Genomic DNA, 22,082 nt, shown 5'->3' with positions numbered 1-22,082 from the left:
CGTGGAAAGCTCCCGGATGACCCTCGTCGCGATCCTGATAGCAAACGAGAGCCGCCCCGCCATCACCGATGCGGTGCTGGCCGAGACCCGCGCGGTGATGCGCACCGAACATCAGCCTCGCATCCTGCACGGCGAGGTCGCCGCCGAGGTGCTGGTGCCGGGCGCGCCCGCCGATGCGCCGGCCCTGGCCCGGCGCCTGCGCGCGGCCCTGGCCTCCGAGCCGATCGACGTGGCGGTGATCGAGGCCGGCCCGCACCGGCGCAAGCGCCTGTTCCTGGCCGACATGGATTCGACCATGATCGAGCAGGAATGCATCGACGAACTCGCCGAGACCATCGGCCTCAAGGATCGCGTCGCGGCGATCACCGAGCGGGCGATGCAGGGTGAGATCGCGTTCGGCCCGGCCCTGCGCGAGCGGGTCGCGCTCCTGCGCGACGTGCCCGTGGGCCGGATCGATGCGCTGATCGCCGAGCGCATCACCCTCACGCCGGGCGGCCGCACGCTGGTGCAGACCATGAAGGCGCACGGCACCCACACCTGCCTGATCTCGGGCGGCTTCACCCTGTTCACAGGACCGGTCTCTGCGCAGATCGGGTTCGACGAGGCCCACGCCACCACCCTCGGCGTACGGGACGGGCACCTCACCGGCGAGGTGATCGAGCCGATCGTCGACAAGGAGACGAAGCGCGCGACGCTGATCAACCTTCGCACGCGCTTCGGTCTCGATCGGTCCGAGACCCTCGCGGTGGGCGACGGCGCCAACGACCTCGACATGCTGCACGAGGCGGGCCTCGGCGTCGCCTTCCGGGCCAAGCCGAAGGTGGCCGCCGCCGCCCAGGTCCGCATCGACCACGGCGACCTGACGGCGCTGCTGTATCTGCAGGGCTATGCGTCGGCCGAGTTCGTGGGCTGAGCGCAGCGGGCACCGCTCCGTCATGCCGGGGTCGCCTTCGGCGCCCCGGAATGACGGTGTAATGCCATCGACAATCGCCCTTCCCCTAACAGGAAGGGGAAGCGCTCCCCTGGACAAGACAAAACCGCCGCCCTCTCGGGCGGCGGCTTGGTATCCACAGAGTCGTTTCGACGATCAGTCGATCCCGAGCGCCACGAAGCGGACGTCACCGCTCGCGCTGGCGACCAGGAGCAGGACGGACTTGCGGCCATCCTTCTTGAGCTGGTCGATGCGCTTGGTCACGTCGGCCGGGGCGCTGACCGCCTCCTGGCCGACCTCGACGATGACTTCGCCGGGCTTGATCTGCTTGTCGGCCGCCGTCGAGTTCGGGTCGACGCGGGTGACGAGCACGCCCTTCAGGCTGTCCTTCAGGCTGAAGCGCTTGCGCGCCTCGTCGGTGATGCCGGACAGGTTGAGCCCGAGCACCTGACGGACGGCGCTCTCCGCCTCGGGCTGCTTGACGCTGGCGAGCGTCGGCTTCTCCGTATCCTCCAGGCGGCCCAGGGTGACGGACTTCGTCGTCTCGGCGCCCTTGCGGATGACCAGCACGTCCACCGTCTTGCCGACCGGCGTGGAGGCGACGATGCGCGGCAGGTCGCTCGACGACTTCACGGCCGTGCCGTTGAACTTGACGATGACGTCGCCGATCTCGAGACCCGCCGCCTTGGCGGGGCCCTTCTCGTCGACGCCGGCCACCAGCGCGCCCTTGACGCCGTCCTTCATGTCGAGGGCCTCGGCCGTGGTCTCGTCGACGTTCTGGATACGGACGCCGAGCCAGCCGCGACGGACCTCCCCGAACTCCCGCAGCTGGTCGATGACCTGCGCGGCGTTGTTCGAGGGCACCGCGAAGCCGATCCCGACCGAGCCGCCGGTGGGCGACAGGATGGCGGTGTTGATGCCGATGACTTCGCCGTTCATGTTGAACAGCGGTCCGCCGGAATTGCCCTTGTTGATGGCCGCATCCGTCTGGATGTAGTTGTCGTACGGACCGGATTCGATGTTGCGGCCGCGCGCCGAGACGATGCCGGCCGAGACCGAGCCACCGAGGCCGAACGGGTTGCCGATGGCGATGACCCAGTCGCCCGGGCGCATCTTCTCCGAATCACCGAACGGGACCGCCTTCAGGGGCTTGTTCGGCTCCGGCTTCACCCGCAGCACCGCCAGATCGATCTTGGCATCCTTGCCGATGATCTCGGCCTTCAGCTTGGTGCCGTTGTGGAGGATGACCTGGATGTCGTTGGCGTCGCCGATGACGTGGTTGTTTGTCACCACGATGCCGGAGGCATCGATGATGAAGCCCGAGCCGAGGGAATTCGACTTGCGCTGCTGCGGCTTCGGCCGGTCGGCCTCGCTGCGGTCGCCGCCGCCGCCACGCTGACCGCGCTTGTTGAAGAATTCCTCGAACAGGTCCTCGAACGGCGTGCCCTGCGGCAGCTGGGGACCCGAGCGGGTGTTGGGTCGGGCGTCGACGGTGGTCGAGGCCGAGATGTTCACCACCGCGTCGGTGACCTGATCGGCGAGATCGGCCAGCGATTCCGGTCCCTTGGCGTAGGCGGGGGCGGCGAGGCCCATGACCGAGACGGAGGTCGCCAGCGTGGCGGCCATCAGGACCGAGCGCAGGCTGCGGTGGAGCGCTCGGGAACGGGGCGCCCGGACGGCGCTCGCAACGGGGACCATGGTCGACCTCATCTCTCTCGGGACGTTCTTAGATCGTCCCCACCGTCCGCCGATCAAGAGTCCGGCGGCGGACCAAAGGCCGCCGCCGGACATGTCGTACCAGGGTCGTTTCGGCAGGATCACGTCACCCGCTTCAGCGGGTGGCGCCCGTCGAACCGGTGGTACCGGGCTCGGCCGGAGCGCGGGTGCGTGCTGCCGGGCTCGCCGGGGTCCTGCCCTGCGGATCGCTGAAGTAGCGGAAGAAGTCCGAGGACGGGCTGATCACCAATCGGGTGTCGGAGCCCTTCAGACCGGTCTCATACGCCTGCATCGAGCGGAAGAAGCTGAAGAAGTCCGCGTCCTTGCCGTAGGCTTCCGCCAGGATGCGGTTCTTGTCGGCGTCGCCCTGACCACGCAGGGTCTCGGCGGTCTGGTTGGCCTCCGAGAGCAGCACCGTCACGTCACGGTCGGCCTTGGCCTTGATGGTGACCGCCGCCTGCTCGCCGGTGGCGCGGATATCGGCCGCCTCACGCTGGCGCTCCGTCGTCATGCGCTTGTAGACCGCCGAGCTGTTCTGAGCCGGCAGATCGACGCGGGTCATGCGCAGATCGACGATCTCGACGCCGAGCTCCTTCGCCTGCCGGTTCACGTCGGCCTGGATCTGGTTCATCAGCTCGGCGCGCTGCGTCCGCACGATGGCGTCACGGGTGGAGCGGGCGAGCAGGTTGCGCAGGGCCGAGTTGGTGAAGCTCGCCAGCAGGGTGTTGGCGCGGGCGATGTTGTTGGCCGACTGGTAGAACTTCAGCGGATCGATGATCCTGTAGCGCGCGAAGGCGTCCACCTCGAGGTTCTGGCGGTCGGTGGTGAGCAGGGTCTGGACCGGCAGATCGAGGTCGAGCACCCGCTTGTCGAACAGCACCACGTTCTCGAAGAACGGAAGCTTGAAGTAGAGGCCGGGCTTGTCGGTGCCGGTCTGGTTCAGGACGGCGCGGACGCCGCCGAAGCGCAGCACCAGGGCCTGCTGCATCTGGCCGACGGTGAAGACCGACGCGTAGAGGCCGACCACCAGGGCGGCGGCGGCGATCATCAGGCCGGTGCGGAGGGTCTGATTGTTCATCGGGCCACTCCACCGGCAGCGTTGCGGGGACCGAACTCGGTCAGCGGAAGCACCGGCAGGACGCCGGCGGCGCTGGCGCCCGTACCGGCGCCGGCCCCGTTCTGATCGATGATCACCTTGTTGACCGAGCCCAGGACCCGCTCCATCGTTTCGAGGAAGATGCGCTCGCGGCTGATCACCGGGGCGACCTTGTAGGACTCGTAGACCTGCGTGAAGCGGGCGGCCTGACCGGTCGCGTCGGCGGTCGACTGCGTCTTGTAGGCTTCCGCCGCCTGGATGATCTTCTGCGCCTCACCCTTGGCGAGCGGCACCTTCTGGCTCTCGTAGGTCCGCGCATCGTTCTTGGCGCGCTCGGCATCCTGCTGCGCCGCGTTCACGTCGAAGAAGGCGGGCCGCACTTCCGGCGGAGGCTGGACGCTGACGAGCTGGACGAGTTCGATGCGTACGCCGGCGCCGTATTCGTCGAGGGCCTTCTGGGTGATCTCCCGGACCTCCTGGGCGACGCTCGACTGTTCGTTGGTCAGGATCGGCTGGATGTTGCGCCGGCCGACGACCTCGCGCATCGCGCTCTCGGCGATGGCCTTGATCGTGCCCTCGGGGTTCTCGAGGTTGAAGACGAAGTCGGACGCCTTCAGGGGGTTGATCCGCCACTGCACTTCGAAGTCGAGGTCGACGATGTTCTCGTCACCCGTGAGCATCAGGCTCTCCTCGGGCTTGTCGACCGTGCGGGTCTGATTGCCGAAGCCGGCGCGGTAGCCGATCTGCACGCTGTTGACCTGACCGACATTCGGCTTGGTCACGGCGCCGATCGGGGCCGGGAAGTTGTAGTTCAGGCCCTGGCCGGTGGTGCTGAGATAGCGACCGAACACCGTCTCGATGCCGACCTGCTGGGGTGCCACGGTGTAGAACCCGGTGAGAAGCCAGCCCGCGACCAGGAGGCCGCCGATCACCAGCAGGCCGCGCCCGCCACCGAAGGACCCGCCGGGGAGCACGCCGCGCAGCCGGTCCTGGCTGCGGCGCAGCAGGTCCTCGAGGTCGGGTGGGGTCTTGCCGCCACCGCCGCCGCCGCCATTCCCCCACGGGCCACCCCCGCCGCCATTGCCGCCGCCGCCTCGGCCCCAGGGCCCTCCCCCGTTGCCGCTACCGCCGCCGCTCTGATTGCTCCAAGGCATGCTCGCCGATCTCTCCTGTTCCAGCAGCGTCTGCGCCGCGCACGAAGCCCACCCGCGCTCTCCGTCCCGGCCTCCTCAGGAGGCGGGCCGGATCTCCCCCGCGTGGACAAGAGTATTGATCTCGTCGTGACCCGACCCTGGCACCTGCCTGGGCGCACCGAATCCTGTCAAGATTGCCACTTGGGCATCGGACCGCCGAAAGACAACCGCATGGGAACCCGATGCGCAATGGGTCGCGCCGGAATGGTTTACGGGACCGGCCCGCGTCGCGTCCCTCACCCGGCTCGCTCCAGATCGACGAAGCTGAAGCCGCAGGCGTCATGCTCCCCCGGCGGATGGGCCTCGCGGTGGGTCTCGCGATAGCGCGCGCGATCGAAGGTCGGGAACACCGTATCGCCCTCCGGCGCCAGATCGACCTCGGTGAGGTGGATGCGGTCGGCATGCGGCAGCGCCAGCGCGTAGATCTCGCCGCCGCCGGCCACCATCAGCTCGTCCGCGCCCTCGGCCGCCGCGAGCGCGCCCGTCCAGTCATGGGCGACGGCGACGTCCGGCGCCGCGAAGCCGGTATCCCGGGTCAGCACGATGGTGCGCCGCCCGGGCAATGGACGACCGATCGACGCGAAGGTCTTGCGCCCCATCAGCAGGGGCTTGCCCATGGTCAGGGCCTTGAACCGGCGCAGGTCGCTGCGCAGGCGCCAGATCAGGTCGTTGTCGCGGCCGATGATGCCGTTGCGGGCGACCGCCGCGATGAGGGTGATGCGGGGCGCGGCCATCAGACCGCCACCGGAGCGCGGATGGCGGCATGCGGCGCATAGCCCTCCACGGCGATGTCCTCGAAGCGGAATTCGGACAGCGCGGTCACGGCGGGGTTGAGCACGAGCCGGGGCAGCGGGCGATGCTCGCGCGTGAGCTGCAGCCGGGCCTGCTCCAGGTGGTTCACGTAGAGGTGCGCATCGCCGAGGGTGTGGATGAAATCGCCGGGGATCAACCCGGACACCTGCGCGATCATCGCGGTGAGGAGGGCGTAGCTGGCGATGTTGAAGGGCACGCCCAGGAACACGTCGGCCGAGCGCTGGTAGAGCTGGCACGAGAGCCGTCCCTCCGCCACGTAGAACTGAAACAGGCAGTGGCACGGCGCCAGGGCCATCCGGTCGAGATCGGCCGGGTTCCAGGCGGAGACGATGAGGCGGCGCGAATCCGGGTTGCGGCGGATCTCGTCGAGCACCCAGGCGATCTGGTCGACGCTGCCGCCGTCGGGTTTCACCCAGGACCGCCATTGCTGGCCGTAGACCGGGCCGAGGTCGCCGTTCGCGTCGGCCCATTCGTCCCAGATGCTGACGCCGTTGGCCTGGAGCGCCCGCACGTTGGTATCGCCGGTGAGGAACCACAGCAATTCGTGGATGATCGAGCGCAGGTGGAGCTGCTTCGTCGTGACCAGGGGAAAGCCCTGCCCGAGGTCGAAGCGCATCTGGTGCCCGAACACCGAAAGCGTGCCGGTGCCGGTCCGGTCGTCCTTGCGCACCCCCTCCCGGAGGATGCGTTCGAGAAGCTGGTGATAGGCGTGCATCGCGGCTCCGGGGCGGGGTGCCTGGAATACCTCGTCGCGCCGGAGCTGGCGAGATCGGCAGCCGGCGCGTCAACACCTTCATGCCGGCGCCCGCTCAGCCGATGGCCGGCCCGAGCACATACAGGATCATCGCGAAGTTGCTCCAGGCGTGGAGCACGATGCCGGGCCACAGCCGGCCGCTGCGCCAGCGCACCCAGCCGAGCATCAGGGCGAGCGGGATCAGGGAGACCGGCCGGGCGAAGCCGGCGGGCGTGAGATGGGCGCCGGCGAACAGCAGCGCCGTCACCAGGATGGCGCCTGGCGGGGCGAAGTGTTCGCGCGCACGGGCGAACAAAGCACCCCGCATCAGCAACTCCTCGGCCAGCGGCGCCAGCACCAGCACGTAGGTGAACCACAGGGCCGCCGCCCCGGCGGTCAGGCTCGGGGACAGCGACGTGTGCCGGCCGATCGGCATCCGGAACAGCTCCGCGCTGCCGGTCACCCAGGTGATGTGGATCAGCGGCCAGGCCAGCAGGATCAGGGCGAAGCGCCCGGGCGACAGGCCGGGCGCGCCCCAGGGCGGCGGTCCCGGCGGCGCAAGCGCCAGGGTCCGCCGCCAGGCGGCGCCGTGGCGCCAGCGCACCGCCCCGACGACGAGGACGGCCAGGATCACCTGGCGGATCACGTCGAGGGCCAGCTCCCGCATGGCGACCTGTCGCGGATGCAGGCGCGGCCGCTCCCCGCCGAAGGGCGCCACGCCGTCGAGCCAGTCGCCGCCGACCTGCACGATCACCAGGGCGAGGACGCTCGCCGCCACCAGCGCGAGGCACGCCGCGAAGGCCAGACCGACGACGGCCCGCGCGCGGCCCAGAACGGTCCGGCCGGGGAACGCACGCGCCCCCGGAGGCTCGGTCGTTGCCCGGATGACATCCGCCCGCGCTTCGGGCAGCGGCGCCCCATCATCGGGCTTCAAAAGCGGCGGCACTCCCACTATAATCAAAGTGTTGGCCGAGAGGCTCGGCGAGGACGGAAATCCGGCATCGCCGGGTCGGGTTTCGCGGTCGGGCGAATGGTGCGACCGGAGGGTAACCCGGCAGCGCCTCTCCGGACCACGGGCTTTTGGACGCAAGGACCCGAGGCTCGACAGGCCGCAGGTTTTGGCGGAAGCTCGGACGCGCGGCAGATCACGGCGCAGGCCGCGATGTCCTGGGCCGCGATGTCCTGTTTCGTCCGGGAGAGATCCTGTCGGCCCCGAGCCGTTCAGGCGAGGTTCTGGGAGGGCCGGGCACCGGCGCTCCCCATCAATTTTCATCCGACCCGGGGCGCCCTCACGGCGCGCGACGGCGGGCAGTGACCGGGCATAAGCGACCGCAGATGGCAGACGACCTGATCCGCTACGATCTCCTGGTGCAGGACGCCCTGCGCGGCGTGGTGCGCAAGGTGCTGACCGACGCGGCCCGCGAGGGCCTCGCGGGCGAGCACCACTTCTACGTCTCGTTCCGCACCGAGGCGCCGGGCGTGCGGATGTCGCAGCGCCTGCGCGAAAAATACCCGCAGGACATGACCATCGTGCTCCAGCACCAGTTCTGGGACCTCGGCGTCAACGAGCACACCTTCGAGGTGGGCCTGTCCTTCTCGGGCGTGCCCGAGCGGCTGCTCGTGCCTTTCGACGCCCTGACGGGCTTCTTCGATCCCTCCGTGCAGTTCGGGCTGAAATTCGACCTGACCGAAGGCACGGAAGAGACGGCCGCAGAGGCGATCGACGACGAGTCGGCGGCCGACAATGGTAAGGGCGCACCGCGCGGCGCCGCCTCGGAGCCCACCGAGATGAAGCCGAAGAGCACCGGCCTCGCCACCATCGGCAGCACCGTGCCGAAGCTGATCCCGGCGGCCCCCGGCACCGCCGCGGCGACGGCCAAGGCCGATTCGGACGCGAAGCCGGCCGCCAAGAAATCCGAGGACGGCGCCAAGAAGTCCGAGGACGGCCAGGAAACCAGCGCCGAGGTCGTCAGCCTGGACGCCTTCCGCAAGAAGAGCTGACGGGACGAAAATTTCGGGGGTGAAGATTTTTGGGATCAAGATTTCTGGGATCAAGAGCCTAGAGGCCGCCTGATCACCCCGTCATCCCGGGGCCGCGCAGCGGAACCCGGGATCCAGAAACACGGGTGGCCCAAGGTCTTCCTCGGTCGGCGCCCCGGAATGACAGCGCGCGAAGATTTGCGCGTGTCCCACCTCCGTCGTCCCGGCCTCACCCCCGCGGGTGCACCGTCATGTGCAGCCCGTGCTCCGGCCGCAGGGTCACGCGATGGAGTGGGGTCACCGGCGCATGGTCGTCGGCGAGCGTAAAACGGGCGGCACGGGCGATGTGGGCCAGCACCACCACGGCTTCCTGCACCGAGAAGCTCTGGCCGATGCAGACGCGGGGACCTGCCCCGAACGGCAGGTAGGCGAAGCGCGGGATCTCCGCGCGGGCTTCGGGCAGGAAGCGCTCGGGCATGAACGCCTCCGGCTCCGGCCACAGGGTCTTGTGGCGGTGGAGCACGTAAGGCGCCACCATCACCAGGGAGCCCTTGGGGATCTTGATCCGGCCGATGCGATCCTCCGCGATGGCCTGGCGGCTCAGGAACGGCACCGGCGGAAACAACCGCATGGTCTCCTCCATCACCGCCCGGGTAAAGGGCAGCGCGTCGGCATCGAAATCCTGGTCCGCCGGGACAGCATCGACCTCCGCCTCGACCCGGGCCTGGGCGGCCGGGTCCTGCGACAGGCAGTACAGCGCCCAGGTCAGGGCGTTCGCCGTGGTCTCGTGACCGGCGGCGATGAAGGTGACGATGTTGGCCTTGACCTCCAGGTCGGTCAGTCCCCTGCTCGTCTCCGGGTCCTGCGCCTTGAGCAGGAGCGTCAGCAAGTCGTCTGGCGCCGCCCCTTTGGCGATCCAGGCGCGGCGGCGGTCGATCAGTTCATCCACCACTTCGGCAAAGAACCGGATTGCGGGGCGTGCCCGCAGGCGACCGATGCGCGGCACGAAGCCCGGCACCCCGAACACGTCGAGGGGATCGATCGGCCCGACCGATTCGAGGAAGCGGGTGATCGCCCGTCCGAGCGCATCGGGATCGCTCGCGAGGCCGTGGGTGAAGATCGTCCGCTCCAGCACGTCGAGGGTGACGCGGGTCATCTCCAGGGCCACGTCGATGCGGGTGCCGTCGCGGCGCGCCAGTCGGCGGGCCATGCGGGCGCCGGCCGCGTTCATCGGCGCGTTGAAGCCGAGCACGTGCCGGGCGGAGAAGATCGGCGCCAGGGTGCGGCGCTGGAGCTTCCACTCGTCGCCCTCGGCGGTGAGCAATCCGTTGCCGAGCCCGGGGGCGAGGACGCGCCGCTGCAGGTCGTCCTTGCGATAATTGGCGGCGTTCTCGACGTAGAGGTAGCGGATCAGGGCCGGGTCGCTGACCACCGTGACGCGCCCGAGAGCGCCGTCGGCGGCCACCACCGGTTTCTCGAAATGGACATCGAGCCAGGTGGTGAGGGGGTTGGCGCGCGCCGCCTTCAGGAAGCCGAACAGGCCCGGCTGCTGGCGCAACGGCTTGGGCACCGCCGGCCGGAAGCGGATCGGGGCTTCAGAAAGGACCTGGGCTTGGGAAGAAATCTGGGCTTGGGGGGAGACCTGGGCGGCGGCAGGCGACATCGAGGACAACTCCGGGCCCGGCGGGGGGCTGGCAGGGTATGGCTGGGGAGCCATGACATTTCGGCGCCGGGCACACGGCCCGCTGGCGATGCGGCATCGCGGTTTGCTGGCGTGCAGTTTAAGTAGGGTCCGGATTGACCAGACGAAGAGGCCACGATGTCGCCCACCGAGACGCCCGCCACCCGCACCGAGTCCGACACCTTCGGCCCGATCGAGGTCCCGGCGCATCGCTACTGGGGTGCGCAGACGCAGCGCTCGATCCAGAATTTCAAGATCGGCACCGAGAAGATGCCGGCGCCCCTCGTCCACGCGCTCGGCATGGTCAAGCAGGCCGCCGCCCTGGTCAACCAGGACCTCGGCGCCCTCGACCCGAAGGTGGCCCAGGCCGTCGCGGCCTCGGCGGCCGAGGTGGTCTCCGGCGAGCACGACCAGGAATTTCCCCTGGCGGTCTGGCAGACGGGGTCCGGCACCCAGTCGAACATGAATGCCAACGAGGTCATCGCCAGCCTCGCCAACGAGCTGCTCGGCGGCAAGCGGGGCGGCAAGTCGCCGGTCCATCCCAACGACCACGTCAATCGCGGCCAGTCGTCCAACGACGTGTTCCCGACCGCCATGCACATCGCGGTCTCGCGCGAGATCAACGACCGGCTGCTGCCGGCCCTACAGCACCTGCACGACGCCCTTCAGGCGAAGTCGGAGGCGTTCGCCTCCATCGTCAAGATCGGCCGCACCCACCTGCAGGACGCGACCCCGATCTCCCTCGGCCAGGAATTTTCCGGCTACGTCGCGCAGGTGGCTCTGGGCACCGAGCGCGTGAAGGCGACGCTGCCCGGCGTGCTGGCTCTGGCCCAGGGCGGCACGGCGGTCGGCACCGGCCTCAACGCGCATCCCGACTTCGCCGAGAAGTTCGCCGCGAAAGTCGCCGAGCTGACCGGCCTGCCCTTCACCTCGGCCGCCAACAAGTTCGAGGCCCTGGCGACCCACGACGCCCTGGTGTTCACCCAAGGGGCGCTCACGGCCCTGGCCTCGGGCCTGTTCAAGATCGCACAGGACATCCGCTTCCTTGGCTCCGGCCCGCGCTCGGGCCTTGGCGAGCTGTCGCTGCCGGAGAACGAGCCGGGTTCGTCGATCATGCCCGGCAAGGTCAACCCGACCCAGTGCGAGGCCCTGACGATGGTCTGCGCCCAGGTGATCGGCAACGGCACCACCGTGAGCTTCGCCGGCAGCCAGGGCAATTTCGAGCTGAACGTGTTCAAGCCCGTCATCGCCAACGCGGTGCTGCAGTCGATCCGCATCCTCGCCGACGCGGCGGTGAGCTTCACCGACAATTGCGTCGTCGGCATCAAGGCCAACGAGGACAAGATCGCCGACCTGATGAGCCGCTCGCTGATGCTGGTCACGGCGCTCGCGCCCTCGATCGGCTATGACAAGGCCGCCGAGATCGCCAAGACCGCGCACAAGAACGGCACCACCCTGAAGGAGGAGGCCCTGCGCCTCGGCTACGTCACGGCGGAGGCGTTCGAGCGCGTGGTGCGCCCCGAGACGATGCTGGCGCCCAGCGCCGAGTGAGGGAGACCACCGGCATGGCGGAGATCATCAACCTGCGCCAGGCCCGCAAGGACCGGGCGCGGGGGGAACGGGCGGCGAAAGCGGCGGACAACCGCATCGCCTTCGGTCGCCCGAAGAAGGCCAAGACCCTGGCCGAGGCCAAGAAGGCCATCGAGGTCTCGCGCCACGAGGAGCACAAATTGGTGGGGCCGGATCCGGAGGGGTGATGCGAGGAGAATGGTTCTCGTATTCCGCAAAGCTTCGGGATTCCACTTCGAGACAAGTGCGCGCCGCGCACCCCCACGGCGGGACAATCCCATCGGCCCCTCTGCACGCCGAAGAACCTCGTGGAGCACCCCGTCATCCCGGGGCCGCGCAGCGGAGCCCGGGATCCAGAAACACAGGTGGTGCAGAACGTTACACCGTCGGTGGCTCTGGATTCCGGGCTCGCCTACGGCGCCCCGGAATGACGGCGCGGTGCCGTCTGCGATGGCTCTGCCGTCCCTTGCTCCACACGCTTGACGGATGTTGGGTAAGCCCGAAATCAGCCGAGGAGAATGACTGGCTCTCAGGGACAAGCGGCCATTTCAGGAAGCCCGTCACACCATCAGGGAGGGTTTGCTGGCGATGACCACCGGGGTCACCAAGCGCTCCGTGATGATCGCCGGCCATCGCACCAGCGTATCCCTGGAGGACCCGTTCTGGGAGGCGCTGCGCAGGATCGCGGCCGCGCGCGACCAGTCGGTCCAGGCCCTGATCGGCACCATCGACGCCGGCCGCGACGGCCAGAACCTGTCATCGGCGATTCGGGTGTTCGTGCTGGCGAACGCGCGCGCCGGCTCCTGATGGCGGAGACGCGGTCGGCGTGCGCAGTCCCAACAGGCTGCGCGAGGCCGGAGCGCCGAAGGTCCGGCGGAAGGCGTTGGCGAAATGCGCCTGATCCGCAAAACCGGCTTCGTGGGCCGCCCCCGTGAAGTTCGCACCGCGAACGACGGCCTCGATCGCCGAGCGCATACGCAGCCAGCCGCGGTAGCGTCGGAACGGGACACCGACGGCGTCGCTGAACAGGTGTTGCATCCGGGAGGAGGACAGCGTCGCGGACGCAGCGAGCCGGCCCGCACTCATCTGCACATCCTGGCACCCGCGCAGCTCGGCGAGAATGCGGGCGATCCGCCCGTCCATCGGTCGATCGTCGCGCTTCGCGGCGAAGTCCGACAGGTCCGCGATGGCCTCGCCGGCCCAGTCGCAGGCATCGCGGCATTCGAAGAGGGCGCGCAGCGCAAAGATGTCGCCCGCCCGGGACACCAGGGCACCCTCGACTGCGTCCGCCATCTCCATCAACCCAGTCAGGACCCGCGCGCCGGCATCGGGCTCGCGGTAAAGCACGCCGATCGGGTCGCCGCCGCAATCGAGTTCATGGGCCAAGCCGGCGGGAACGAAGGCCGTTCGGCAGCTTATCCAGGCGCCGGGTTGGAAACGGATGCGGAAAGCGCCGTACAGGCCCGCGAGGTAGACCGGGGCTCCGTGCTGGTGGCTCGCATTGTAGGCGAGCCGCCCAGCGAAGAGCGTGTGCGCTCCAGCCACGTGCCAGATCGGACCGAGTGGAGCATCAGGCGCAGCACGTTCGTACAAGCTCGGCCTCCCCTCGCGGCGCTAGATCGTCGGCGTCCGGTCCCGAGACCATCCTGACGGAGCCGGGCTTCCCGGGACATCCCTCACCCGGACTTCCTCGCCAGGAACGTTCTCCCATGACCGATCTTACCCGCCGTCATCTTGCCGCAACCGCGATCGCCGGCCTGACTCTGCCGGGTCCGGCCATCGCGCAGACGCCACGTACCTGCGAGGCGGCGACCCTGAGACAGGTCCGTCTTGGCGCTTTTACCGTCACCACCCTGCTGGATGCCGACCTGATGATCGACGGTCCCTGGCCGATCGTTGGCGAGAACCGTGAAGCCTCGGACATCGCGGCGCTGATGCGCGAGAACTGCCTGCCGGAGGTTCGGTTCAAGCCCGGATTCACGCCGACCCTCGTCCAGACCGGCCGCCAGACGATCCTCTTCGACACCGGGAACGGCGACGTGGGCTTCATCCCGCGTCCGGCGGGCGGACGACTCGCGCATCTTCTCGGTCAGGCTGGCCTATCCCCTGAGGCGATCGATCTCGTGGTGCTTTCGCACTGCCACACCGATCATATCGGCGGCCTCCTGGACGGAGGGAAACGGCTCTTCCCGAAGGCCGGTTACGTCGTTGGTGCGCGGGAATACGCCTTCTGGAGCGACGACACCCGCCTCGCCGCGCCGGAGGCCGGCAACGAATACAAGTCGGCCCGCGTCTTTCGCAGCCATCTGCAGCCTCTGGAAGAACGCATCCGCTTCGTAAAGCCAGGCGATTCGGTGGCGCCCGGAATCAAGGTGCTGGCGGCCTTCGGCCATACGCCGGGACATCTCGCCTTCCACGTCGAGAGCGAGGGCCAGCGGCTTCTGATCTGGGGTGACTGCGCCCATCACGAGATCGCCTCGCTGGCGCGGCCCGACTGGCATGCCCTGTTCGACATGGACAAGGCCGCGGGGGCTGCCACCCGGCGGACCATGTACGACATGGCCGCGACGGACCGTATCCTGGTCGCCGGTTATCACACCTCGTTCCCATCGCTGGGTTACGTGACCCGCGACGGGCTCGGCTACCGGTGGATTCCCCTCACCTACCAGCTCGATGGCTGAAGCACCTATTCCGCCGCCAGCAGCGCCCGGTCGCGGATCCCCTCCAGGGCCGCCGGCTTCGGGCCGCCGGTGGCCCAGTCGAGCAGTTCCGCCGTGTGGACGATCGGGATCGCCGTGCCCTTCCCGATCTGGGTGGCGCAGCCGATGTTGCCGGTGGCGATGACGTCGGGGCGCATGCGCTCGATGTTGGCGACCTTGCGGTCGCGCAGGCGGTTCGCGATCTCGGGCTGGAGGATGTTGTAGGTTCCGGCCGAGCCGCAGCAGATATGGCCCTCGGGCACGTCCTTCACGGTGAAGCCCGCTGTCTTCAGGAGGTTCTTGGGCTCGGTGCGGATGCCCTGGCCGTGCTGCATCGAGCAGGCCGAGTGGTAGGCGACCACGAGGTCGGTCTCCACGATCGGCGGCATCAGGCCGATGGCGGCCACGTACTCCGTGACGTCCTTGGCAATCGCCGACACCCGCTTCGCCTTGTCCGAATAGGCCGGGTCGTCTCGGAACATGAAGCCGTAATCCTTGATCGTCGTGCCGCAGCCGGAGGCGGTGACCAGGATCGCGTCGAGGCCGGCGCCGTCCATTTCGGCGATCCAGGCGTCGATGGTGCGCTTGGCCTGGGCATGCGACGCGTCGGCCTTGCCCATGTGGTGGGTCAGGGCACCGCAGCAGCCCTCCCCCGCGGCCTGGACCACCTCGACCCCGTGCCGAGTCAGAAGGCGGATCGCCGCCTCGTTGAAATCGGGACGCAGCACGCTCTGGGCGCATCCCCGCAGCAGCGCGACGCGACCTCGACGCGACGGCGTGGCATACCCCTGCAACGCATCGCTGGCCTCGAGGGCTCGCGTATCGGCCGGGAAGGTGCCCGGACGGTCGGTGGGGTTGCGGTTCGGCAGTTGCGCCGGGGCTAGGTCCAGCATCGCCGCGAGGCGGTTGCCGACACGCGGCAGGCGCGCCACCAGGGGCCGGAACGGCGCACCGATCTTCGCCCCGAGGAGCGCCAGCCGGAAGCGATTCGGATAGGGCAGGACGAAGGCCAGGACGGCCCGCAGCAGCCGGTCGCTCAGCGGACGACGATAGGTTTCCTCAATATGCGCTCGGGCATGATCGACAAGGTGCATGTAATGCACCCCCGACGGGCATGTCGTCATGCAGGACAGACAGGACAAACACCGGTCGACGTGCTTGACCACCTCCGGCACGGCCGGCTTTCCACCTTCCAGCATATCCTTGATCAGGTAGATCCGCCCCCGCGGAGAATCGAGTTCATCACCGAGCAGGAGGTAAGTCGGGCAAGTCGCGGTGCAGAACCCGCAATGGACGCAGGTCCGCAGGATCTTCTCGGACGCCGCCATGGCCGGATCGGCGAGCTGCGTCAGGCTGAAATTGGTCTGCACGGCGTGTCCTCGGATCCACCCTCGCGCCGTCGATCGGTCCGGCTTCGCAGCCCGGCCCGTGTCGGCATCGTCGTTCTTCCGGCGTCAGTTTAAAGACAATCGCGCCGGATTCCGAGCCTTGGAATCGCTCTCAACAGCGCAGCCTCAGAGGCCGGCATACATCCGACCCGGATTGAACAACCCCTGGGGATCATGCGCCGCCTTGATACCGGCGGTGATCCGCATCAAAGCCTCCGACAGCGGCTCGAATACGGCGACCGCCGCCCGGACAGCTTCCGGCGCCCGCACGAGGGTGGCGTGTCCGCCCTTGGCTCGAACGGCCGCGCGGACGATCTCCGCTCCGGCATCTCCCGCCGCGTCCGTCGCAAGCCAGATCAGGCCGCCGCCCCAGTCGTAGAACCAGCGGGCCTCGCGGCGCGACGCGATCGCCGCCGTCACGGCCGGCGCATGGGTCGGGGCGGTCGCGATGCGCCAGATCGCAGCCTCGCGCGGCTCGGCCAGCGCCACGACATCGCGAATCCCGGTCCATAGCTCGGCGCCTGGATCGCCCTCGACGACCTCCGGCTCGCCGAAGCGCTTGAGCAGACTGCGCAATTCGCCGAGCCGATAGTCGATCGATTCCGAAAAACCCTCGAGCCGCATCAGCGTCCGCGCGGTTCCACCCGCGATTCCGGCAGGCAGATGGGCGGCCCCGGTCAACTCGAACGGGGAGCCGAGGGCAGCGGACAGCGCCCCGATGGCACGGACATCGTCGAGGTCCGGGAAGGCCAGGGTCGCCACCCGCTCCTGCCGCGGCAGCACCTTAAAGGTCACCTCGGTCAGCAAGCCCAGGGTTCCCCAAGACCCCGCCATCAGCTTCACGAGGTCGAGCCCGGTCACGTTCTTCATCACACGCCCGCCGGACTTGATCGCCTCGCCGCGCCCATTGATGAAGCGCACGCCGATCAGGCTGTCGCGCGCCGCGCCGGCATTGATCCGCCGTGGGCCGGAATTGTTGGTGGCCGCCACGGCTCCGAAACTGGGCTCGCCGGTCGTCCCCATCAGGGTACGATGGTCCATCGGCTCGAAGGGCAGCATCTGGCCACGCTCCGTGAGCAGGGCCTGAACCTCCGCCAGCGGCGTTCCAGCTCGAGCCGAGACGACCATTTCGGCGGGTTCGTAGAGGGTGATGCCGGAGAGCCGGACGCTGGACAGCGTCACCTCGTCCTGGGCCGGGCGCCCGATGGCGCTCTTGGTCGCGCCACCCACGAGGCGAAGCCGCTCGGGACCGCTGGCCGCGGCCCGAACAACCTCGGCCGCCGCGCCCTCATCGTGAGGCTCATATGAACGCATCGATTCCTGCCCGATTCGGAGCGTTCTACGGCGCCCTCGATCCTGTCTGCCGTCGACCACCTTAAAGGAGGATCACGGCGATGACAGCCAGTCGAGTCCGTCTATTCCGCCGAGCCCGTTCTATCCCACCGAGGCCGTCCTATTCCACCGAGGCCGGCTCGGTGGGGCGGGGCGATCCGGGAAGGCTGCGGGAAAGGCGTGCCACCGCGTGGCCCCTCAAGCCGGCAATGTCGAAGAGCCAGACCAGGGCGCCGTAGACCGCGATGCCGAGCGGTACGCCGAGGGCGAGGGCGCGGGTCGGTTCGATGTGGCGCAACGGCAGGAGGCAGAGCGCCATGGCCATGGAGGCGACACAGGCCGCCAGGATCTCCCACCAGGGCAGGCGCAGCCGATCCGGGCCGGTCAGTGCGCGAATTCCCAGCAACAGAGTCGCGGCAGCCAGCCCCAGGGTCTGCGCGACCGCGACGCCCTCGGGACCCAGCAGGGGTGGGAGGAACCATAACCCGGCAGCGTTGAGCCCCAATCCAACGCAGGCAGCCGCGATGACCGGGCGAGTCCGGCGGCGGATCTGGAAAATCGGATTGAGCGCGAAATTCATCATCGCCAGACAGAAGAAGCCTGGCACCATCACGCCGGCATAGGCGGAAAAGGGACCACGGTAAGCTTCCGGCACCACCAGCGTCTCCAGAGCGGGAAGCACGGCCCAGAACCCGACGGCGCAGGGCAGAAGCAAGGTGACGACAACGCCGACGTTCAGCCCGACCTGGCGCTCGGCCGCGGCACGGCCCTCCTGCTCCTCCACCCGGACGGCAAGTTGAAACAACAGCAGGTCGAGGGCAGTGCCGAGGGTACCGATACTCCGGGTGGTGACATCGGCAGCCAATGCAAAGTAGCCGGCTTCGGCAAGACCCGCATGGGCCGCGATGCTACCCCGATTGAGAAATGGAAGGAGCTGATAGATCGCATTCGCGGCAATCAGCGGCAGACCATAGGCGACGAAGAGCCGCCAAGTCTCCCGGACGCGGGCCTGCAGGCGCGGCACGACCGGGTCGCGCATCGGACCGTAGAGAAGCAGGACAGCAACGGCCTGGCTGATACCGGCCGCCACCAGAACCCAGACCGGTTGCGGAAAGTACCAGGCGGCCCCCGCCATCAGCACGAAGGCGAGGGCATTCTTGACCGCGACGAGGTTGAAGTAGAGCGCACCGTCAAAGCGCGCGCGGACGAGCGCGGCATGATAGTCGAAAACCCCGATGCCCAGCGCGGCCACCGCAGCACCGGCCGTGATCGCGAAATGACTGTCCGCACTCGGCTGAAGCGAGACGCCGAACACGGCACAGAGCAAAGCCGCAGCGAACAGGGCCAGCGCCAGAAACGCGTAGGCATGGTCGAGCCCGTGGCGGATCCAAGGCTCATCGACGCGCACCCGAACGGAATAGAAGCGCGTCGCCGACAGGCGAAGCCATTCGAACAGGATGGTGTTGGCGACGATCGCACCGGCGGTCGCCAAAGCGAACAGGCCGAAATCGGCCGGCCCGAGCAGCTTGGCGATCAGAAGCCCGAGGACGAAGTTCAGACCGGCATTGAGGACGAAGGCAGCGATCACGGCCATGGCGCGGACACTTCATCCTCGAAGGCTGCTTGGACGGGCAGCGATGCAACCGGGTTGGTTTCGCACGCGCGACCGAACAATTCGTCACGCCCTCAGATCCAGCCTCGAATCCGAAAGAAAACGATCGGAATGATGGCGCTGAGCGCGATCAGGGTCAGGCCATAGGGATAGCCGTAGAGCCAGTCGAGTTCCGGCATGTGCTTGAAGTTCATGCCGTACATCGAGGCGATCAGCGTCGGCGGGATACCCACCACGGAAGCGACGGTGAGAACCCGGAAGGTGTTGTTCTGCTCGATGCTGATGAGGCCCAGCGTGGCGTCGAGGAGGAACTGCACGTTCTCCGACAGGCGAATTTCGAACTCGTCGAGGGAGGCGATGTCCCGGCGCATCGCCTCGAATCTCGGCACCTGCTCCTCCCCGAGGATATGCTCGCATTCGTTTGCGACGAACGGCACGATCCGCTCCAGTCCGAGGAGACTGGAGCGGATCTTCCCAAGCGCCTTCCCGCGTCGACCGATGCCGCGCAGGATACGGCGAAGGGCCAGGTCGCGCCGGCGGGGGTTCTGGTGCGGGGCCCTGATGTCCCCGGTGGCGGCGCTGCTGCGGACATCGAAATCGAAGATCCGCGTCGAGAGGGCGTCGAGGTCCGCGCCCATGTCCTCGAGGGCGTCTGCGAGACTGTCGACCAGTTCCTCCACCAGCAGAAGGAAGATCTCCGTGCTGGTGGTGCCCGGCCCGTCTCCGGCATCGATCCGCTTCTTGACCTCCGCAAAGGCCCGCAGATCGTGGAAGCGGACGGTGAGCAGGCGATCCTTCGTCAGGACGAAGCCGAGGGGTTTGAGCTGAGAATCCAGTTTGTCGAAGGTGATCATCGGCGTGGAGAGCGTGAAACCGCTCTTCATCCGGCGCAGCCGGCTCGAATTCTCGACTTCGCTCAGCGCTTTGCGCGACGGCACGCTGATACCGGTGGCAAGTTGGACCCGCTCTGCCTCGGCGGCGCTGGGATCGTTGAGGTCGATCCAGACGGCATGGGAGGGATAGGCGGTATCCGGCGCCGCAGGCTCGACCGCACCCTGCGGTCCATGAAGCTCGATCATCCGCGAAGGACTTTCCGTCGGGGTGTGAAATGAAGGAAGGATCCTGTCGTCGGAACGTCATCGGACCCTGCGACAGTCTTGACTCGACGGAGCCACGCGCCTAACTCGGCGCCATCGTTAGCACTCACCCAGAGAGAGTGCTAACGGCCTGGGTTGAGCGCGCTGCCGCGCCGCATCAACGCCATCCACGAATTTGAAGCAAGAGGGCAGCTCATGAAGTTCCGTCCGCTGCACGACCGTGTCGTCGTCCGCCGCATCGAAGGCGAAGAGAAGACCAAGGGGGGCATCATCATCCCCGATACCGCCAAGGAGAAGCCGCAAGAGGGCGAGATCGTCGCCGTCGGCCCCGGCGCCCGCGACGAGGCTGGCCGTATCAACGCGCTCGACGTCAAGGCCGGCGACCGCGTCCTGTTCGGCAAGTGGTCCGGCACCGAAGTCAAGATCGATGGTCAGGACCTCCTGATCATGAAGGAATCCGACATCATGGGCGTCGTCGCCTAAAGCGCGGCCACCCTCTTCCCTCGATCCTAGCTGAGTCCTTCGAGCGCGCTCTCGTTTCGAGCGCCTCAGGGCTCTCAACAACTCAAGGATTTGAACATGGCAGCAAAAGAAGTCCGTTTCGGCTCCGATGCCCGCGAGAAGATGCTCCGCGGCGTCGATATCCTCGCTGACGCCGTCAAGGTGACGCTCGGTCCCAAGGGCCGCAACGTCGTCATCGAGAAGTCCTTCGGCGCTCCGCGCATCACCAAGGACGGCGTCACCGTCGCCAAGGAGATCGAGCTCTCCGACAAGTTCGAGAACATGGGCGCCCAGATGGTGCGCGAAGTGGCCTCGAAGACCAACGACATCGCTGGCGACGGCACCACCACCGCCACCGTCCTGGCCCAGGCCATCGTCCGCGAAGGCGCCAAGTACGTCGCCGCAGGCATGAACCCGATGGACCTGAAGCGCGGCATCGACCTCGCCACCACCGCTGCCGTGAAGGACATCACGAGCCGCGCCAAGAAGGTCGCCTCGTCCGAGGAAGTCGCCCAGGTCGGCACCATCTCGGCCAATGGCGACAAGGAAATCGGCGAGATGATCGCCCACGCCATGCAGAAGGTTGGCAACGAGGGTGTCATCACCGTCGAGGAAGCCAAGACCGCCGAGACCGAGCTCGACGTCGTCGAGGGCATGCAGTTCGATCGTGGTTACCTTTCCCCGTACTTCATCACGAATGCGGAGAAGATGGTCGCCGAGCTCGAGGACCCCTACATCCTCATCCACGAGAAGAAGCTCTCGTCGCTCCAGGCGATGCTGCCGGTTCTCGAGGCCGTGGTGCAGACCGGCAAGCCGCTCGTCATCATCGCCGAGGACATCGAGGGTGAGGCGCTCGCCACGCTCGTCGTGAACAAGCTGCGCGGTGGCCTCAAGGTCGCGGCCGTCAAGGCTCCGGGCTTCGGCGATCGCCGTAAGGCCATGCTCGAGGACATCGCGATCCTGACCCAGGGTCAGATGATCGCCGAGGACCTCGGCATCAAGCTCGAGAACGTCACCCTCCCGATGCTCGGCCGCGCCAAGCGCATCCGCATCGAGAAGGAGACCACCACGATCATCGACGGTCTTGGCGAAAAGGCGGACATCGAAGCCCGCGTCGGCCAGATCAAGGCGCAGATCGAGGAGACCACCTCGGACTACGACCGTGAGAAGCTCCAGGAGCGCCTGGCCAAGCTCGCCGGCGGCGTCGCGGTCATCCGCGTCGGCGGCGCGACCGAGGTCGAGGTCAAGGAGAAGAAGGACCGCGTCGACGACGCGCTCAACGCCACCCGCGCTGCGGTGGAAGAGGGTATCGTCCCCGGCGGCGGCACCGCCCTCCTCCGTGCCCGCGAGGCCGTCCGCGCCCTCACCAGCGACAACCCGGACGTCCAGGCCGGCATCAAGATCGTGCTGAAGGCCCTTGAGGCGCCGATCCGCCAGATCGCCGCCAATTCCGGCGTCGAGGGCTCGATCGTGGTCGGCAAGATTACCGACAACACCTCTTCGATCACCTACGGCTTCAACGCCCAGACCGAAGAGTACGTTGACATGATCCAGGCCGGTATCGTCGACCCGGCCAAGGTCGTGCGCACCGCCCTTCAGGATGCGTCCTCGATCGCCGGCCTCCTCGTCACCACCGAGGCCATGATCGCCGATGCTCCGAAGAAGGACAGCGGCGCCCCCATGGGCGGCGGCGGCGGCATGGGCGGCGGCATGGGTGGCATGGACTTCTAAGACGTCCAAG

20 protein-coding genes are annotated in these 22,082 nt (G+C 68.0%); 8 read left to right on the top strand and 12 right to left on the bottom strand.

Annotated elements, in window-relative coordinates; genetic code table 11:
- The first annotated feature begins 16 nt into the window (after positions 1-16).
- Positions 17-913 (top strand): phosphoserine phosphatase SerB, encoded by an 897-nt coding sequence (gene serB, locus ACV7NL_RS09280; protein WP_247635367.1) that lies wholly within the window; start codon positions 17-19, stop codon positions 911-913.
- 174 nt (positions 914-1,087) lie between these two features.
- Here the strand turns inward: serB and ACV7NL_RS09275 are convergent, their stop codons facing one another.
- The 6 genes from ACV7NL_RS09275 to ACV7NL_RS09250 all read right to left on the bottom strand — a co-directional run bounded on the left by ACV7NL_RS09275 (position 1,088) and on the right by ACV7NL_RS09250 (position 7,416).
- Complete coding sequence (locus ACV7NL_RS09275; RefSeq protein ID WP_056189840.1) at positions 1,088-2,629, bottom strand: DegQ family serine endoprotease; 1,542 nt, start codon at positions 2,627-2,629, stop codon at positions 1,088-1,090.
- A 133-nt stretch (positions 2,630-2,762) separates the two neighbouring features.
- A complete protein-coding gene (hflC, locus tag ACV7NL_RS09270; RefSeq protein WP_056189839.1) occupies positions 2,763-3,725 on the bottom strand; it encodes a protease modulator HflC in 963 nt (320 codons plus the stop codon).
- Positions 3,722-4,897, bottom strand: a complete 1,176-nt coding sequence (gene hflK, locus ACV7NL_RS09265) for an FtsH protease activity modulator HflK (RefSeq protein ID WP_463355488.1) — start codon at positions 4,895-4,897, stop codon at positions 3,722-3,724. The genes hflC and hflK overlap by 4 nt, the downstream gene beginning before the upstream one ends.
- 275 nt (positions 4,898-5,172) lie before the next feature.
- A complete protein-coding gene (locus tag ACV7NL_RS09260) occupies positions 5,173-5,670 on the bottom strand; it encodes a dihydrofolate reductase (protein ID WP_056189834.1) in 498 nt (165 codons plus the stop codon).
- Positions 5,670-6,464 (bottom strand): thymidylate synthase, encoded by a 795-nt coding sequence (locus tag ACV7NL_RS09255; RefSeq protein ID WP_463355487.1) that lies wholly within the window; start codon positions 6,462-6,464, stop codon positions 5,670-5,672. The genes ACV7NL_RS09260 and ACV7NL_RS09255 overlap by 1 nt, the downstream gene beginning before the upstream one ends.
- A 94-nt stretch (positions 6,465-6,558) precedes the next feature.
- A complete protein-coding gene (locus tag ACV7NL_RS09250; protein ID WP_463355486.1) occupies positions 6,559-7,416 on the bottom strand; it encodes a lysostaphin resistance A-like protein in 858 nt (285 codons plus the stop codon).
- A gap of 401 nt (positions 7,417-7,817) precedes the next feature.
- Here ACV7NL_RS09250 and ACV7NL_RS09245 point away from each other — a divergent pair, with 401 nt between their 5' ends.
- Positions 7,818-8,483 (top strand): SspB family protein, encoded by a 666-nt coding sequence (locus tag ACV7NL_RS09245; RefSeq protein ID WP_463355485.1) that lies wholly within the window; start codon positions 7,818-7,820, stop codon positions 8,481-8,483.
- A gap of 208 nt (positions 8,484-8,691) precedes the next feature.
- On the opposite strand, the gene ACV7NL_RS09240 is transcribed toward ACV7NL_RS09245, so the two are convergent.
- Positions 8,692-10,125, bottom strand: a complete 1,434-nt coding sequence (locus ACV7NL_RS09240) for a cytochrome P450 (protein WP_463355484.1) — start codon at positions 10,123-10,125, stop codon at positions 8,692-8,694.
- A 156-nt stretch (positions 10,126-10,281) separates the two neighbouring features.
- On the opposite strand from ACV7NL_RS09240, the gene fumC reads away from it, so the two are divergent.
- The 3 genes from fumC to ACV7NL_RS09225 all read left to right on the top strand — a co-directional run bounded on the left by fumC (position 10,282) and on the right by ACV7NL_RS09225 (position 12,519).
- Positions 10,282-11,694: a class II fumarate hydratase gene (gene fumC / locus ACV7NL_RS09235; RefSeq protein ID WP_056189826.1), complete on the top strand. Its 1,413-nt coding sequence runs from the start codon at positions 10,282-10,284 to the stop codon at positions 11,692-11,694.
- A 14-nt stretch (positions 11,695-11,708) separates the two neighbouring features.
- Complete coding sequence (locus ACV7NL_RS09230) at positions 11,709-11,900, top strand: DUF4169 family protein (RefSeq protein ID WP_463355483.1); 192 nt, start codon at positions 11,709-11,711, stop codon at positions 11,898-11,900.
- Between the two features lie 400 nt (positions 11,901-12,300).
- Positions 12,301-12,519 (top strand): ribbon-helix-helix domain-containing protein, encoded by a 219-nt coding sequence (locus ACV7NL_RS09225; RefSeq protein WP_463355482.1) that lies wholly within the window; start codon positions 12,301-12,303, stop codon positions 12,517-12,519.
- Here the strand turns inward: ACV7NL_RS09225 and ACV7NL_RS09220 are convergent.
- On the bottom strand, positions 12,469-13,257 hold the full coding sequence (locus tag ACV7NL_RS09220) for a helix-turn-helix domain-containing protein (RefSeq protein ID WP_463355481.1): 789 nt from the start codon (positions 13,255-13,257) through the stop codon (positions 12,469-12,471). The two genes, ACV7NL_RS09225 and ACV7NL_RS09220, sit on opposite strands and share 51 nt — an antisense overlap.
- 164 nt (positions 13,258-13,421) lie before the next feature.
- On the opposite strand from ACV7NL_RS09220, the gene ACV7NL_RS09215 reads away from it, so the two are divergent.
- Positions 13,422-14,393 carry an MBL fold metallo-hydrolase gene (locus tag ACV7NL_RS09215; RefSeq protein ID WP_463355480.1) on the top strand — a complete coding sequence of 324 codons (972 nt, stop codon included), beginning with the start codon at positions 13,422-13,424 and terminating at the stop codon, positions 14,391-14,393.
- A gap of 5 nt (positions 14,394-14,398) precedes the next feature.
- Here the strand turns inward: ACV7NL_RS09215 and ACV7NL_RS09210 are convergent, their stop codons facing one another.
- From ACV7NL_RS09210 to ACV7NL_RS09195, 4 genes are all read right to left on the bottom strand, one after another.
- Positions 14,399-15,781, bottom strand: coding sequence for a heterodisulfide reductase-related iron-sulfur binding cluster (locus ACV7NL_RS09210; protein ID WP_463355479.1), 1,383 nt, complete (start codon positions 15,779-15,781; stop codon positions 14,399-14,401).
- A 144-nt stretch (positions 15,782-15,925) separates the two neighbouring features.
- Positions 15,926-17,113 carry an FAD-binding protein gene (locus ACV7NL_RS09205; protein ID WP_463355478.1) on the bottom strand — a complete coding sequence of 396 codons (1,188 nt, stop codon included), beginning with the start codon at positions 17,111-17,113 and terminating at the stop codon, positions 15,926-15,928.
- A gap of 139 nt (positions 17,114-17,252) precedes the next feature.
- On the bottom strand, positions 17,253-18,725 hold the full coding sequence (locus ACV7NL_RS09200) for a lipopolysaccharide biosynthesis protein (protein WP_463355477.1): 1,473 nt from the start codon (positions 18,723-18,725) through the stop codon (positions 17,253-17,255).
- A gap of 92 nt (positions 18,726-18,817) precedes the next feature.
- On the bottom strand, positions 18,818-19,822 hold the full coding sequence (locus tag ACV7NL_RS09195) for a magnesium transporter CorA family protein (RefSeq protein ID WP_463355476.1): 1,005 nt from the start codon (positions 19,820-19,822) through the stop codon (positions 18,818-18,820).
- 213 nt (positions 19,823-20,035) lie between these two features.
- Here ACV7NL_RS09195 and groES point away from each other — a divergent pair, with 213 nt between their 5' ends.
- Complete coding sequence (gene groES, locus ACV7NL_RS09190) at positions 20,036-20,323, top strand: co-chaperone GroES (RefSeq protein ID WP_055886789.1); 288 nt, start codon at positions 20,036-20,038, stop codon at positions 20,321-20,323.
- Positions 20,324-20,419: 96 nt separating this feature from the next.
- Complete coding sequence (gene groL, locus ACV7NL_RS09185; RefSeq protein ID WP_056478744.1) at positions 20,420-22,072, top strand: chaperonin GroEL; 1,653 nt, start codon at positions 20,420-20,422, stop codon at positions 22,070-22,072.
- Positions 22,073-22,082: the final 10 nt, after the last annotated feature.

Source organism: Methylobacterium sp. Ger2507, from assembly GCF_055231875.1.
The sequence above is the reverse complement of the archived record's forward strand: the minus strand, read 5'-3'. Positions and strand labels throughout refer to the sequence as shown.

Excerpts from the sequence above, each read along its gene's own strand:
- serB (WP_247635367.1), top strand. The coding sequence starts at position 17 with ATGACCCTCGTCGCGATCCTGATAGCAAACGAGAGCCGCCCCGCCATC.
- ACV7NL_RS09275 (WP_056189840.1), bottom strand. The coding sequence starts at position 2,629 with ATGGTCCCCGTTGCGAGCGCCGTCCGGGCGCCCCGTTCCCGAGCGCTC.
- hflC (WP_056189839.1), bottom strand. The coding sequence starts at position 3,725 with ATGAACAATCAGACCCTCCGCACCGGCCTGATGATCGCCGCCGCCGCC.
- hflK (WP_463355488.1), bottom strand. The coding sequence starts at position 4,897 with ATGCCTTGGAGCAATCAGAGCGGCGGCGGTAGCGGCAACGGGGGAGGG.
- ACV7NL_RS09260 (WP_056189834.1), bottom strand. The coding sequence starts at position 5,670 with ATGGCCGCGCCCCGCATCACCCTCATCGCGGCGGTCGCCCGCAACGGC.
- ACV7NL_RS09255 (WP_463355487.1), bottom strand. The coding sequence starts at position 6,464 with ATGCACGCCTATCACCAGCTTCTCGAACGCATCCTCCGGGAGGGGGTG.
- ACV7NL_RS09245 (WP_463355485.1), top strand. The coding sequence starts at position 7,818 with ATGGCAGACGACCTGATCCGCTACGATCTCCTGGTGCAGGACGCCCTG.
- ACV7NL_RS09240 (WP_463355484.1), bottom strand. The coding sequence starts at position 10,125 with ATGTCGCCTGCCGCCGCCCAGGTCTCCCCCCAAGCCCAGATTTCTTCC.
- fumC (WP_056189826.1), top strand. The coding sequence starts at position 10,282 with ATGTCGCCCACCGAGACGCCCGCCACCCGCACCGAGTCCGACACCTTC.
- ACV7NL_RS09230 (WP_463355483.1), top strand. The coding sequence starts at position 11,709 with ATGGCGGAGATCATCAACCTGCGCCAGGCCCGCAAGGACCGGGCGCGG.
- ACV7NL_RS09225 (WP_463355482.1), top strand. The coding sequence starts at position 12,301 with ATGACCACCGGGGTCACCAAGCGCTCCGTGATGATCGCCGGCCATCGC.
- ACV7NL_RS09215 (WP_463355480.1), top strand. The coding sequence starts at position 13,422 with ATGACCGATCTTACCCGCCGTCATCTTGCCGCAACCGCGATCGCCGGC.
- ACV7NL_RS09205 (WP_463355478.1), bottom strand. The coding sequence starts at position 17,113 with ATGCGTTCATATGAGCCTCACGATGAGGGCGCGGCGGCCGAGGTTGTT.
- ACV7NL_RS09200 (WP_463355477.1), bottom strand. The coding sequence starts at position 18,725 with ATGGCCGTGATCGCTGCCTTCGTCCTCAATGCCGGTCTGAACTTCGTC.
- ACV7NL_RS09195 (WP_463355476.1), bottom strand. The coding sequence starts at position 19,822 with ATGATCGAGCTTCATGGACCGCAGGGTGCGGTCGAGCCTGCGGCGCCG.
- groES (WP_055886789.1), top strand. The coding sequence starts at position 20,036 with ATGAAGTTCCGTCCGCTGCACGACCGTGTCGTCGTCCGCCGCATCGAA.
- groL (WP_056478744.1), top strand. The coding sequence starts at position 20,420 with ATGGCAGCAAAAGAAGTCCGTTTCGGCTCCGATGCCCGCGAGAAGATG.